10 protein-coding genes are annotated in these 12,828 nt (G+C 62.8%); 8 read left to right on the top strand and 2 right to left on the bottom strand.

The genetic code is table 11. The features are described from left to right. Positions 1-86 precede the first annotated feature (86 nt). Positions 87-1,469, bottom strand: coding sequence for a signal recognition particle protein (gene ffh / locus C8D04_RS18285; RefSeq protein WP_116002984.1), 1,383 nt, complete (start codon positions 1,467-1,469; stop codon positions 87-89). 91 nt (positions 1,470-1,560) lie between these two features. On the opposite strand from ffh, the gene ccsA reads away from it, so the two are divergent. The 8 genes from ccsA (at position 1,561) to C8D04_RS18245 (ending at position 11,836) form a co-directional block, all read left to right on the top strand. Next, the gene (gene ccsA, locus C8D04_RS18280; protein ID WP_116002983.1) at positions 1,561-2,358 is read left to right on the top strand and encodes a cytochrome c biogenesis protein CcsA; all 798 of its coding nucleotides are present in this window, start codon (positions 1,561-1,563) and stop codon (positions 2,356-2,358) included. Then, positions 2,355-2,579: a PP0621 family protein gene (locus C8D04_RS18275; protein WP_116002982.1), complete on the top strand. Its 225-nt coding sequence runs from the start codon at positions 2,355-2,357 to the stop codon at positions 2,577-2,579. Before ccsA ends, C8D04_RS18275 begins: the two co-directional genes overlap by 4 nt. After that, complete coding sequence (locus tag C8D04_RS18270) at positions 2,569-4,296, top strand: PAS domain-containing sensor histidine kinase (RefSeq protein ID WP_116002981.1); 1,728 nt, start codon at positions 2,569-2,571, stop codon at positions 4,294-4,296. The genes C8D04_RS18275 and C8D04_RS18270 overlap by 11 nt, the downstream gene beginning before the upstream one ends. Position 4,297: 1 nt before the next feature. Then, positions 4,298-5,782 (top strand): sigma-54 dependent transcriptional regulator, encoded by a 1,485-nt coding sequence (locus C8D04_RS18265; RefSeq protein WP_116002980.1) that lies wholly within the window; start codon positions 4,298-4,300, stop codon positions 5,780-5,782. After that, complete coding sequence (ampD, locus tag C8D04_RS18260; protein ID WP_116002979.1) at positions 5,751-6,374, top strand: 1,6-anhydro-N-acetylmuramyl-L-alanine amidase AmpD; 624 nt, start codon at positions 5,751-5,753, stop codon at positions 6,372-6,374. The genes C8D04_RS18265 and ampD overlap by 32 nt, the downstream gene beginning before the upstream one ends. A 272-nt stretch (positions 6,375-6,646) precedes the next feature. Then, positions 6,647-9,547: a ribonucleoside-diphosphate reductase subunit alpha gene (locus tag C8D04_RS18255; RefSeq protein WP_116002978.1), complete on the top strand. Its 2,901-nt coding sequence runs from the start codon at positions 6,647-6,649 to the stop codon at positions 9,545-9,547. Between the two features lie 130 nt (positions 9,548-9,677). Further along, the gene (locus tag C8D04_RS18250) at positions 9,678-10,877 is read left to right on the top strand and encodes a ribonucleotide-diphosphate reductase subunit beta (protein ID WP_116002977.1); all 1,200 of its coding nucleotides are present in this window, start codon (positions 9,678-9,680) and stop codon (positions 10,875-10,877) included. A gap of 335 nt (positions 10,878-11,212) precedes the next feature. Next, a complete protein-coding gene (locus C8D04_RS18245) occupies positions 11,213-11,836 on the top strand; it encodes a histone (RefSeq protein ID WP_116005910.1) in 624 nt (207 codons plus the stop codon). A 50-nt stretch (positions 11,837-11,886) separates the two neighbouring features. On the opposite strand, the gene C8D04_RS18240 is transcribed toward C8D04_RS18245, so the two are convergent. Next, positions 11,887-12,804, bottom strand: a complete 918-nt coding sequence (locus C8D04_RS18240; RefSeq protein ID WP_116005909.1) for a carbohydrate kinase family protein — start codon at positions 12,802-12,804, stop codon at positions 11,887-11,889. Positions 12,805-12,828 lie beyond the last annotated feature (24 nt).

Here is a 12,828-nt window from a genome sequence, read left to right as displayed (position 1 = left end):
AACCGGCACTCTGCCGGTTTTTTGCTTTGTTTTTGATAGCTTTTAGCGCTTATTGCATAAGCGCTACAGCCAAAAAATACCAAAACTCAGAAAGGCATGCCAGGCATACCGCCGCCACCCCCCATGCCTTTCATTCCGCCCATCTTTTTCATCATTTTCATCAGGCCGCCACCCTTCATCTTTTTCATCATGCCCTGCATCTGCTCAAACTCCTTGAGCAGGCGGTTGACTTCCTGCACCTGCACACCCGCTCCGCCAGCGATGCGTTTCTTGCGGGTGGCCTTGATGAGTTCGGGCCGACGGCGCTCCAGCGGCGTCATGCTTTGGATGATGCCTTCCTTGCGCTTGATGTCTTTCTCGGCCTTGTCCATGTCCACCTGACCGGCCTTGGCGGTGAGCTGAGAGGGCAGCTTGTCCATGAGGCTGGCGAGCCCGCCCATCTGCTTCATTTGCTGCAACTGGCCCAGAAAATCGCTCAGATCAAAGCCGTCGCCACTCTTGACCTTGGCAGCGAGCTTTTGCGCGGCTTCCATGTCCACACCGGCCGCCACTTGCTCCACCAGCGCAACGATGTCGCCCATGCCCAGAATGCGGCCCGCGTGGCGCTCGGCGTCGAACACCTCCAGGCCGTCGAGCTTCTCGGACACGCCGGCAAACTTGATCGGTGCGCCGGTGATCTGGCGCACAGACAGCGCAGCGCCGCCGCGTGAATCACCGTCGAGCTTGGTCAAAACGATGCCGGTCAGCGGCAGTGCTTCCTTGAAGGCACGTGCGGTGTTGATGGCATCCTGGCCCTGCATGGCGTCCACCACGAACAGGGTTTCGATCGGATTGAGCACCGCGTGCAGGTCCTTGATTTCCTGCATCAGCACTTCGTCGATGGCCAGGCGACCGGCAGTGTCGACCAGCAGCACATCAAAGTAGTGTTTCTTGGCGTAGTCCAGCGCGGCCAGGGCAATGTCGCGCGGCTTCTGGTCGGGCGTGCTCGGGAACCACTCTGCACCGGCCTGGGCCGTGACGGTCTTGAGCTGCTCGATGGCGGCGGGACGGTACACGTCGCCGGAGACGGTCAGCACCTTTTTCTTGCGCTTGGTGATCAGGTGCTTGGCCAGCTTGGCCGTGGTCGTGGTCTTGCCCGCGCCCTGCAAACCCGCCATCAGGATCACGGCCGGGGGCTGGGCCGCCAGATTGATGTCGGACACGCCCTCGCCCATGGTGGCGGCCAGTTCGCGGTTGACGATGCTGACCAGCATCTGCCCAGGTTTGAGGGAGCCCAGCACCTCTTCGCCCAGCGCCTTTTCCTTGACGCGGGCGATGAAGTCGCGCACCACGGGCAGGGCCACGTCGGCTTCGAGCAGGGCCATGCGCACCTCGCGCAGCATGTCCTGTACGTTGGATTCGGTGATGCGGGCCTGGCCACGCATCTCCTTGACGAGGCGCGAGAGTTTGTCGGTAAGGGCGGAGGCCATGTCAGGTATTCCGGGGTAGACCCGCGAACGGGGCTGCGGGAGGGGGGTTGCGCCCAAGGGCGGGCCGTGGGCGAAAGGTAAACTGTGCAGCATGATTTTAGCTAGTAGCTCCCCCGTCAGTCTGGTGCTCGGGCTCGCCACTGCTCTGGCCTATGCCGTTCCGGCTGTGGCAGCAGCCCGCCTGCAGGCCCGGGGTGCCCGCGCAGCCCTGTGGGTCGCCTGGGTATTGCACGCCGCCACCCTGGCCTGGAGCATGGTGGAGACGACGCCGCGCTTCGGTTTTGCCCCGGCCCTGTCGGTCACTGCGTGGCTGGTTCTCACGGTCTATGCCATCGAACACCAGTTGTTCCCACAGCTGCGGGCCCGCTGGGCGCTGGCTGCTCTGGGCAGCCTGGCTGTGTTGCTGGCAATGGCGTTCCCGGGCCAGGCCCTGCATGGCACGGCCTCGGCCTGGCTGCCGCTGCACCTGGCGCTGGGCATCTCGGCCTATGGCCTGCTGGCCGCCGCCGTGGTGCATGCCGCCTTGATGACGCGCGCCGAACGGCGCATCCGCCTGGCGGTCGATCCCCACAGCGGCATGCCCTTGCTGACGCTCGAGCGCCTGACCTTCCGATTCGTGACCGCGGGCTTCGTGCTGCTGACCGCCACACTGGCGGCCGGCATGCTGTTCAGCGAATCGCTCTATGGCCGTGCCTGGCGCTGGGACCACAAGGCCGTGTTCTCGGTGCTGTCGTGGCTGACCTTTGCCGCACTGCTGCTCGGACGCAAGCGCTTTGGCTGGCGTGGCCGCAGCGCCGTGCGCATGCTCTACACGGGCGCTGCGCTGCTGCTGCTGGCTTATGTGGGTTCGCGTTTTGCACTGGAAGTGGTGCTGGGACGCAGCGCATGAAATACTTGCTGGTCCTTGCCGTCATCGCCATAGGCTACGCTTTTTGGCGCAGCCAGCGCACGGACGCCCCGCCATCGCAGGGCAAACGCCCGCCGCTGCCCGCACCGCAGGACATGGTGGCCTGCGACCGCTGCGGCGTGCATCTGCCGCGCTCCGAAGCGTTGACACACGGCGCCCGCACATACTGCTGCGCCGAGCACCAGCAGCAAGATGCACGCTGACACCATACCTCCCGGCAACAGCACGGCCGCGCGGCCCCTGGCGGTGGATGAGACCCCTTTTCTGCGCCTGTGGCACGGTTTCCTGACGGGCCGCACCATGATCGCGCTGGCCCTGCTGCTGCTGCAAGGGGTGGGCCAGGTCATCAACCAGAACGCCCATCCGTTGGTGCTCATGGTGTGCGTGGCGTACCTGGCCGCAACGCTGGCCCTGCGCGTGCTGGCGCGGCGGGCGCCGCCTTCTCCGCAGGCCGGTCTGCAATGGCTGCCGTCCATTGGCGTGGACCTGGTGGCGGTAAGTGCGCTGCAACTGCTGCACATCGGCTCCATGAACTTCACGCCCCTGCTGGGCCTGCCCATCCTCATGGCCTCGGTGCTGGGAACGCTCACCCTGGCGCTGGGCACCACGGCAGCCGCCACTTTGCTGCTGCTGGCCTGGGCATGGTGGCAGGGTTACCACGGGCCCGACACGGATACTGCGCAACTCTATCTGCAGGCAGCGCTGACCGGGACCGGCTATTTCATCGCCTCCTTCCTGATACACCAGCTCTCGACCCGGCTGGTGCGCGAGCAGCAAACAGCGCAGCGCAGCAAGGTAGCGGCCCTGGTGCAAAGCCAGGTCAGCACGCTGATCATCCAGAACCTGACGGACGGCGTGCTGGTGGTTGACGAAGAAGTCACCGTGCGCATGGCCAACCCGGCGGGGCTTTCGCTGCTGGGCTGCCCGTCCGGCTCGGACCCTCCATTCACATTGCACCAGGCTGCAGCATGGCAGGCACTGGTGGCTCTGGCGCGCCGCTCCTTTCGCCTGGACCAGCCCCAGACCGCCGACCTGAACCTGCTGAATGAAGGACGAAGCCCCGTCGGCCTGCATGTGCGCACCTGGCTGACCTCGCCAAAACAAAGCGCTGCCGGTGTGCCGGGCGCCCGTTTGTGTGTGATGTTCCTGCACGATCTGCGTGAGATGGAAGCGCGTCTGCGCACCGAAAAACTGGCGGCCATGGGCCGCATGTCGGCCGCCGTGGCGCACGAGATCCGCAATCCACTGGCGGCCATCATGCAGGCCAATGCCCTGTTGGAAGAAGACCTGGAGCAACCCGCACAAAAACGCTTGAGCCAGATGGTGCAGCAAAACGCCGACCGTCTGGCCCGCATTGCCGAGGAAATCCTTGACATCGCGCGCGTGCAGCACCAGATCAGCCACGCCCCGGCATCCACCTTGACGCTCGATTCCACCGTGGCACAGATCTGGCAGGACTGGAGCGGCCACGATCCGGCCAAGCGCCAGGGCCGTGTGACGCTCATGGCTGGCGAGGTGCACGTGGAGTTCGATACCGAACACCTGCGCCGTGTGCTGGTCAACCTGCTCGACAATGCCTTGCGCTACAAGAGTAGCGAGCCCGATGCGTTACAGCTGAGTACCCGCATCAGCGCCCCTGGCCAGGCCTGCGTACAGGTCTGGAGCGATGGAGCGCCCATGGACCAATCGGTGGAGCGCCATCTGTTCGAGCCCTTCTTTTCATCCGAAAGCCGATCCAGCGGCCTGGGCCTGTACATTTGCCGCGAACTGTGTGAGCGGCATGGCGCCGCCATCAGCTACCAGCGCACCAGCCGCCCCACCTCCCGGGGCGACATCGAGGGCAATGCCTTCACAGTGAGCTTCCGCCAGGTCGGGCGGCTGCAAGAGTCGGCCTCCCTGTTTGACACCATTGTGGTTTGATATGTCCCTAAATGCCCCTGCGGCCTCCATCCTGGTGGTCGACGACGAACCCGACCTGCGCACCCTGTACGAGTTGACCCTGTTGCGCGAGGGCTACCGCGTCGACACCGCCGCGACTTTGCTCGAGGCGCGCCAGCAACTGCAGGCCAAACGCTTTGACGTGGTCATCAGCGATATGCGCCTGCCCGACGGTTTTGGCATGGAACTGCTGCAAGATCTGCGCGACCAGCAGCGGCGCGAGCGCTGCGTGGTGATGACGGCCTACGGCTCTGCAGAAAATGCCGTGGAAGCCCTGCGTTCAGGCGCCTTCGACTACCTCACCAAACCGGTCGATCTCAAGCAGTTCCGCTCTGTCGTGGCCTCTGCGGTGCAAGGGGGCGATGCGGTTCCCCCGCCGCGCAGCACCCGCAGCAGCCCCGCCCGCGACGGCGCCACCGACTCCGGAGTCCCTTGCAGCCTGTCGATGGCCCGCCTGGTGGGAGAGTCCGAGGCCATGCGCAACGTCAAACAGCGTGTGGCCAAGGTGGCGCGTGGCATGGCGCCCGTGCTCATCCGGGGCGAGTCGGGTACGGGCAAGGAGCTGATCGCCCGCGCCCTGCATGCCAGCAGCCAGCGCGCCAGCGGCCCCCTGGTGGCCGTCAACTGCGGCGCCATCCCTGAAAATTTGCTGGAAGCCGAATTTTTCGGCGCCCGCAAGGGCTCCTATACAGGCGCGACGCAAGACCGCCAGGGGTACTTTCAGGCCGCGCAGGGCGGCACTCTGTTTCTGGACGAAATCGGGGACCTGCCACTGGCCATGCAGTCCAAGCTGTTGCGCGCCATCCAGGAGCGCAGCGTGCGCCCGCTGGGCTCCACCCAGGAAGAAACCGTGGATGTACGCATCGTCAGCGCCACGCACCACGACCTGGCCTCGGCCGTGCAGACGGGACGATTCCGGCAGGATTTGTACTATCGGCTCAACGTCATCGAAATTTTCATCCCCCCGCTGCGCGAGCGACGCGAAGACCTACCCGCTCTGTGCGAGGCTTTGCTGGCGCGCATTGCGCTGGAGTCGGGAGGCCCCGTGCCCCAGCTCACCCCGCAAGCGCTGGCCGCCATCACCACCCACGCCCTGCCCGGCAATGTGCGCGAGCTGGAGAACCTGCTGCACCGCGCCGTGGCGCTGAGCGAAGGCGATGTGCTCACGGTGGAAGCCGCAGGCCCGTCGGCTGCCGACCGCGCCTTCGATGCAACCCCTGCAGCACCCCCCATCACCCCCGGCAACCCGGCCCCCACGTCCACCACCGCCGAGCTTCCCCATGACCTGCAGGCCTGGCTCGACCAGCAGGAGCGTGACATTCTGGTGCGCGCACTGCAAGCAGCCCATTTCAACCGCACCGCCACAGCGGCCCGACTGGGCATCAGCCTGCGCCAGATCCGCTACCGCATCGCGCGCCTGAACATTACCGCGCCCAATGACGACAACAACGCCGACGCAGAATCCTGAAACCCCGACACCTTCCGTCTGGGTGCAGGGCTGGCACGGCAGCGCCCGGCACTTGGCTTCGCCCAACTACGGCCCCCGACCTGCACAGGCGCAGATTGATCTGATCGTGGTGCATTCCATCAGCCTGCCGCCCGGCCAGTACGGCGGGCAGGCCGTGCAAGACCTTTTCCTGAACCGCCTGGACTGGGACGCCCACCCTTACTACCAGAGCATCCGGGGCCTGCAGGTTTCAGCCCATTTCTTTATCGAGCGCGATGGCACGCTCTGGCAGTTTGTCGATTGCGACCAGCGCGCCTGGCATGCAGGGGCATCCCAATACCGCGGACGCAGCCAATGCAACGACGATTCGATCGGCATCGAGCTCGAAGGGCTGGAGGGTGCAACGTTCGAACCTGCCCAGTACAACGCCCTGGCACGGCTGTGTACCGACCTGGCACAGCGCTATCCCATTGCCCACATCGCAGGCCACGAGCACATCGCACCCGGCCGCAAGGCCGACCCAGGGCCAGGGTTTCAGTGGCCGCAACTGCAGCGCCTGCTGGCGTGGGATGCACGCCGCTTCCCAGCCCACACCCTGCAGCCACTGCGCTGATACGCCCCGGCCTACAAAAAAATAGCAGCAGGACGCCTGAATCAAGGCGTCCGCGCCGTCCCCGCACCTCGCAGGGGCGGTTTTCCTGCGCCCCTGCGGCAACCCAGCCAGTACGATCTCCAGCCCAAAAATACACTACATATAGTGTATTAATTTGAATTTCACATCACCTATAGCGTGAAATTGATTATCATCAATCAATTCACCGCCCGTCTTTCGGCGGCCTGTTCGGGCGCCAGAGACCTCTATCACCCCTTCGACGAGAGGACGCCATGCAAGCTGCCACCCCCATCTCCACCACGCCCATTGCGCCCCTTGTTGCAGGGGCGCACACACCAGCCCGCCTGTCTGCGGCGGCCTCCGACTTATCGCACTACCAGATCCTCCGGCGCAACGGCGCCGTGGTGCCGTTTGTCCCGCAGAAGATTGCCGTCGCCATGATGAAAGCCTTTCTGGCGGTGCACGGCACCCAAGGTGCAGCCTCGGCCAGCGTGCGCGAGGTGGTGGATCAGCTCACGCAGGCCGTGGTACGCGCGCTCATGCGTTCGCGTCCGGGCGGCGGCACCTTCCACATTGAAGATGTGCAAGACCAGGTGGAGCTGTGCCTGATGCGCGGCGAACACCACGAGGTCGCTCGCGCCTACGTGCTGTACCGCGAACGCCGCACCCAGGAGCGCGCACGCCAGGCCGAAACCCAGGCGCCCAGCACCCCGGCGCTGCATGTCATCGATGGCGACCAACGTGTCGCACTCGACATGAACCGTTTGCGCGGCCTGATCGAGTCCGCGTGCGCGGGGCTGGGCACTGATGTCCAGGCTGAACCCATCGTGCAGGAAACCCTGCGCAATCTCTACGATGGTGTGCCGCTGGAAGAAGTACACAAAGCCGCCATCCTGGCCGCACGCACGCTGATCGAGAAAGACCCCGACTACAGCTTTGCCACGGCCCGATTGCTGCTGCACACCATTTCCCGCGAAGTGCTGGGCCGCGAAGTGGCACAAGGGGATATGGCGCAGGCCTATGCAGACTACTTTCCACAATGCATCCGCAAAGGCGTCGAGAACCAGCTGCTTGACGAACGCCTGCTGCAGTTCGACCTGACCCGCCTCGGTGCGGCCCTTGAGGCCGGGCGCGACCTGCAGTTCGATTACCTGGGCCTGCAAACGCTCTATGACCGCTACTTCCTCCACGTGCGCAAGACGCGCATTGAACTGCCCCAGGTCTTTTTCATGCGTGTGGCCATGGGGCTGGCGCTGGGCGAGATTGACCGCGAAGCCCGCGCCATCGAATTTTATGAAGTGCTCTCGCGCTTCGACTTCATGTCGAGCACGCCCACCTTGTTCAACAGTGGCACGCTGCGCTCCCAGTTGTCGAGCTGCTACCTGACAACGGTGCCTGACGATCTTGATGGCATCTACGAATCCATCAAGGAAAACGCCTTGCTGTCCAAGTACGCCGGCGGTCTGGGCAACGACTGGACGCGCGTGCGCGCCTTGGGCAGCCACATCAAGGGTACGAACGGCGAATCGCAAGGCGTGGTGCCTTTCCTCAAGGTGGTGAATGACACGGCCGTCGCGGTGAACCAGGGCGGCAAGCGCAAAGGCGCTGTGTGCGCCTACCTGGAGACCTGGCACCTGGACATCGAGGAGTTTCTGGAGCTGCGCAAGAACACCGGCGACGACCGCAGGCGCACGCACGACATGAACACGGCCAACTGGATTCCCGACCTGTTCATGCGCCGTGTGCTGGAAAAAGGCCAGTGGACGCTGTTCTCCCCCTCCGATGTCCCCGACCTGCACGATCTGTTCGGCAGCGCATTCGAAACAGCCTACGTGGCCTATGAAGCGAAGGCCGCCCGTGGCGAGATCAAGCCCAGCAAAACCATCCAGGCGACCGACCTGTGGCGCAAGATGCTGACCATGCTGTTCGAGACTGGGCACCCCTGGATCACCTTCAAGGATGCCTGCAATGTGCGCTCGCCACAGCAGCATGTGGGCGTGGTGCATTCGAGCAACCTGTGCACCGAGATCACGCTCAACACCAGCGACAGCGAAACGGCCGTCTGCAACCTCGGTTCGGTCAACCTGCTCAACCATCTGATCCGCAACGCGGATGGCCAACTGGCGCTCGATCACGCCAAGCTGCGCCGCACCGTGGGCATTGCCATGCGCATGCTCGACAACGTCATCGACATCAACTACTACGCGGTGAAAAAGGCGCGTGATGCCAATCTGCGCCACCGTCCGGTAGGCCTGGGCCTCATGGCGTTCCAGGACGCGCTGTACGAGCTACGCATTCCCTACGCCAGTGAGGAAGCCGTGGAGTTTGCCGACCGCTCCATGGAAGCCATCTGCTACTACGCCTACTGGGCCTCGACCGATCTCGCAGCCGAGCGGGGTTGCTATTCCAGCTACCGCGGCTCACTGTGGGAACGGGGCATTCTGCCGCTCGACTCGCTGGATCTGCTGGCCCAGGCACGCGGAGGGCATGTGGAAGTCGATCGCTCGGTCACCCTCGACTGGGACGCGCTACGCCACAAGATTACAAAGGACGGCATGCGCAATTCCAACTGCGTAGCCATCGCACCGACGGCCACGATCTCCAACATCGTGGGTGTGGACGCTTCCATCGAGCCCTGCTTTGGCAACCTCTCCGTGAAGTCCAACCTCTCAGGCGAATTTACGGTGATCAACCACAAGCTGGTGAGCGATCTCAAACGCCTGGGAATATGGGATGACGTGATGGTCATGGACCTCAAGCATTTCAAAGGCTCACTGCACGCCATCGACCGTGTGCCACAAGAGATCAAATCCCTGTACTCCACCGCTTTCGAGGTGGAACCACGCTGGCTTGTCGAGGCCGCATCGCGTCGCCAGAAATGGATCGACCAGGCGCAGAGCCTGAACATCTACATGGCGGGCGCGTCTGGCAAGAAGCTCGACGAGACCTACAAGCTCGCATGGCTGCGTGGCCTCAAAACCACCTACTACCTGCGCACACAAAGCGCGACCCATGTCGAGATGAGCACGGTCAACACGCGCCAGCTCAACGCGGTTGCATCGGGCCGCGACGATAGCGCCATGGCATCACCGGGCACGCCACAAGAGACGTTGCCCGCCAGCGATGTGCGCTTCTGCGCCATCGACGATCCCTCGTGCGAAGCCTGTCAGTAGCACTGCGTACACAGGTCGCTATACAACGGCGACCTCACATGTGTTTTCAAGCAACAAAACAGCGCAGCGCAGCACATAGGCGCTTTTCATTTTGCAGCGCTGCTTCCATAATCCGAACACTGGAAAAACCATGCTGAACTGGGACGAAAAAGTCACATCCTCATCGCAAAGATTTTTCGACGGCGGTCTGCAAGAACACCGCTTGGCGGCATCGGCGCCGCTCTCTGCATCGCTCGCCGATTCATCTATCAGCGCTCACGCAGCAGCTGCGCCTGCAGCCTCCACCGCTTCTGAATCAGGAGCAGTGCGTGCGCAGCGCGTGAACGCAGCCGACAAACGCATCATCAACGGCAAGACCGACGTCAATCAACTGGTGCCGTTCAAATACAAGTGGGCCTGGGAGAAATACCTTGCCACCTGCGCCAACCACTGGATGCCGCAGGAAGTCAACATGACGCGCGACATCGCGCTCTGGAAAGACCCGAATGGTCTGACCGAAGATGAACGCCGCATCATCAAGCGCAATTTGGGTTTCTTCGTCACCGCAGACTCGCTGGCCGCCAACAACATCGTGCTCGGCACCTACCGCCACATCACGGCGCCCGAATGCCGTCAGTTCCTGCTGCGTCAGGCTTTTGAAGAAGCGATCCACACGCACGCGTACCAGTACATTGTCGAATCGCTGGGTCTGGACGAAGGCGAGATCTTCAACGCCTACAACGAGGTGCAGTCGATCCGTGACAAGGACGAATTCCTGATCCCGTTCATCGAGGCCATCAGCGACCCGCACTTCCACACCGGCACACACGAAAACGACCAGACACTGCTCAAATCGTTGATCGTTTTCGCCTGCCTGATGGAAGGTCTTTTCTTCTACGTTGGCTTCACGCAAATCCTGGCGCTGGGTCGGCAAAACAAGATGACCGGCGCCGCCGAGCAGTACCAGTACATCCTGCGCGACGAGTCCATGCACTGCAACTTCGGCATCGACCTGATCAACCAGCTCAAGCTGGAGAATCCCAGTCTCTGGACTTCCGCATTCAAGGAAGAAATCAAGACCTTGTTCATCAAGGCCGTAGAACTTGAATACAGATACGCCGAAGACACCATGCCACGTGGCGTGTTGGGTATGAACGCTTCCATGTTCAAGGGCTACCTGCGCTACATCGCCAACCGCCGCGCCACCCAGATCGGACTGGAAACCCTCTTCCCCAACGAAGAAAACCCCTTCCCCTGGATGAGTGAAATGATTGACCTGAAGAAGGAACGCAACTTCTTCGAAACCCGCGTGATCGAGTACCAGTCGGGCGGCGCGCTCTCTTGGGACTAGCGCCCGGCCTTCCCATACTTCCATATGAAGCTCGCCATCGACTCCACAGACAGCCCAGCCATTTCACGTGGTATCCACGGGCACGGCTGCGACGGCCGTCGCGCACGAAAAGCCCATGCGCTGACGGGATGGCACGCTATTGCCTCCTGGCCACAGTAGCAGCACACCCGCGCAATGCAACACCACACCACGCTCCGCCCACTTGGCACCTGTCCGTGCCTTGGGGCACAGCGTCCCCGTATTCATGGAAATGGGCACAAGCCCATCTCCATGGATCGCTCCTTGCCCAATGTAGGCGTGGAGTGCTCTTTGCTCACTGACCCAAGGAGAAAATGATGGCAACTGCGAAGAAACCCGCCGCCAAGAAGGCGGCTCCCGTGAAGAAGGCTGCACCCGCCAAGAAGGCAGCAGCACCGGCAAAGAAAGTGGCTCCAGCCAAAGCCGCTGCGCCCGCCAAGAAAGCGGTAGTGGCAAAGAAGGCTGCGCCCGCTAAAAAGGCCGCAGCACCGGCAGCGAAGGCCACCGCTCCCAAGGCCGCTCCCGCCAAGAAGGCCGCGGCACCTGCCAAAAAAGCCGTAGCGGCAAAGAAGGCAGCTCCAGCGAAAAAGGCGGCGCCCGCCAAGAAAGCAGCTCCAGCCAAGAAGGTCGTAGCGGCAAAGAAAGCGGCACCTGCAAAGAAGGCGGCTCCTGCCAAGAAAGCCGTAGTGGCCAAGAAGGCCGCGCCCGCGAAAAAGGCTGCGCCCACCAAAAAGGCAGCAGTTCCTGCAAAGAAGGTAGCACCCGCCAAAACCGCGGCACCTGCAAAAAAAGCAGCAGAACCTGTAGCCAAAAAGGCGGCATCGGCTCCCAAGAAAGCGGCACCGGCCAAGAAGCCTGCAGCAGCCAAAGCAGCTCCTGCGGCACAGACGACGCTCAACCCCCAGGCTGCGTGGCCTTTCCCTACGGGCTCAAAGCCCTGATACGCAGCCCCGGCTGCGCATCACAACCCGGTGCCCTGCACCGGGTTTTTTTATGCCTGGGCCATCAGCGATGCGGGATCGAAATCCAGCGTGTAGTTCTGTGGTCCACGCGCCGCAATTTTGAGAGCCCCCAGGCGGTTACCCAGCGCAGCACAGCGCGCCAGGGGCCAGCCCCGCTCCAGGCCGAAGAGCAGAGCGCCACGCCATGCGTCACCGCAGCCTGTGGGGTCGACAATCTGGGTGGGCACAACCGGTGCCACTTCGGTCCGAACTCCCTCGATCCAGACCTCGCAACCCTGCGCCCCGAGGGTCACCACCAAGCCTTCCACCTTGCGCGAAAGCGCGGCCAGATCGAGGCCTGTGCGATCGCACAGCATCTTGCCCTCGTAATCATTGACCGTGACCCAAGACGCCTGCTCCACAAAGCGGGTGAGCTCCTCGCCCGAGAACATGGGCAGACCTTGCCCCGGATCGAAAACAAAGGGAATGCCCGCCGCCTGGAACTGCGCAGCGTGTTCGATCATGGCGTCGCGCCCATCAGGAGCGATGATGCCAATGCGCACTTCTGGCATGCTGGCGTCGATACGGTTCGCATGGGCTTGCATCATCGCGCCAGGATGAAACGCCGTGATCTGGTTGTTATCGCGGTCGGTCATGATCATGGCCTGGGCGGTGTAGGTGTCATTGACCTGGCCTACGCAACGGGTACTGATACCCAGATGGGACAGGCGCTGCAGATATTCGGCCCCATCACTGCCCAGCATGGCCATGGGTACAGGTTGCCCCCCCAACAACTGGAGACTGTAAGCAATGTTGCCGGCACAGCCGCCAAAGTCCCGGCGCAGCGCGGGCACCAGAAACGAGACATTCAGAATATGCAACTGATCGGGCAGGATCTGCTCCGAAAATCGCCCTTCGAAGGTCATGATGGTGTCAAACGCCAGGGAACCGCAAATCAGTGCTGCCATATCAATCAATCGTTTGGGCGCAAG

Source organism: Simplicispira sp. 125, from assembly GCF_003096555.1.
In the GTDB taxonomy this organism is placed as follows: domain Bacteria; phylum Pseudomonadota; class Gammaproteobacteria; order Burkholderiales; family Burkholderiaceae_C; genus Simplicispira.
The sequence above is the reverse complement of the archived record's forward strand: the minus strand, read 5'-3'. Positions and strand labels throughout refer to the sequence as shown.

Coding starts and splice junctions, on each gene's coding strand:
- ffh (WP_116002984.1), bottom strand. CDS start 1,469: ATGGCCTCCGCCCTTACCGACAAACTCTCGCGCCTCGTCAAGGAGATG.
- ccsA (WP_116002983.1), top strand. CDS start 1,561: ATGATTTTAGCTAGTAGCTCCCCCGTCAGTCTGGTGCTCGGGCTCGCC.
- C8D04_RS18275 (WP_116002982.1), top strand. CDS start 2,355: ATGAAATACTTGCTGGTCCTTGCCGTCATCGCCATAGGCTACGCTTTT.
- C8D04_RS18270 (WP_116002981.1), top strand. CDS start 2,569: ATGCACGCTGACACCATACCTCCCGGCAACAGCACGGCCGCGCGGCCC.
- C8D04_RS18265 (WP_116002980.1), top strand. CDS start 4,298: ATGTCCCTAAATGCCCCTGCGGCCTCCATCCTGGTGGTCGACGACGAA.
- ampD (WP_116002979.1), top strand. CDS start 5,751: ATGACGACAACAACGCCGACGCAGAATCCTGAAACCCCGACACCTTCC.
- C8D04_RS18255 (WP_116002978.1), top strand. CDS start 6,647: ATGCAAGCTGCCACCCCCATCTCCACCACGCCCATTGCGCCCCTTGTT.
- C8D04_RS18250 (WP_116002977.1), top strand. CDS start 9,678: ATGCTGAACTGGGACGAAAAAGTCACATCCTCATCGCAAAGATTTTTC.
- C8D04_RS18245 (WP_116005910.1), top strand. CDS start 11,213: ATGGCAACTGCGAAGAAACCCGCCGCCAAGAAGGCGGCTCCCGTGAAG.
- C8D04_RS18240 (WP_116005909.1), bottom strand. CDS start 12,804: ATGGCAGCACTGATTTGCGGTTCCCTGGCGTTTGACACCATCATGACC.